Below are 505 nucleotides of genomic sequence, written 5' to 3' on the forward strand. Positions count from 1 at the left end.
GGTCATATTGTATTTTCTGGGGTGGGCAACGACAGCACTCCCCTTTGCGTTAACAATACTATTTACCATGTCTTTTAGCTCTGGCCATAAACTTTTTACATCGCCAACCTTCCCCGCACCCAGATACTTTTTAAAGGCTTCGTTATGATCGCTAACATAAGCTAGGTCAATCATCGCCTGTGCAAAATGAGGTCGGCCAGGGATCCCTGACTGAGTCAAAGCCCGAGCAGCATCTAACAGGCCTGGAAAGCCTTTTTTTTCTAGTTTTTCTGCAATTAGCTCTGCGCGTTGATGACGTGACTGTAACTGCTTTGCTTCAATTTCCTGCATCAAGCCCGAATTCAAGTCATAGTTGTAGGCAAGAACGTGGATGGTAAAGTTTCCCCAAACACATGAAAGCTCGATTCCGGGCACCATTGAAATCCCTTCAACATTTGCTGCGTCAAAAGCTTCTTGCTGACCGGCGACGGTATCGTGGTCAGTTAGAGACAAGAGTTTCACACCA

1 protein-coding gene is annotated in these 505 nt (G+C 46.1%); it reads right to left on the bottom strand.

What is annotated here, in order from left to right; genetic code table 11:
- Nucleotides 1-492: PHP domain-containing protein (locus A3735_RS02345; RefSeq protein WP_197485614.1), on the bottom strand; the 492-nt coding region annotated here is incomplete at its 3' end.
- Nucleotides 493-505: the final 13 nt, after the last annotated feature.

This window comes from Oleiphilus sp. HI0061, from assembly GCF_001635675.1.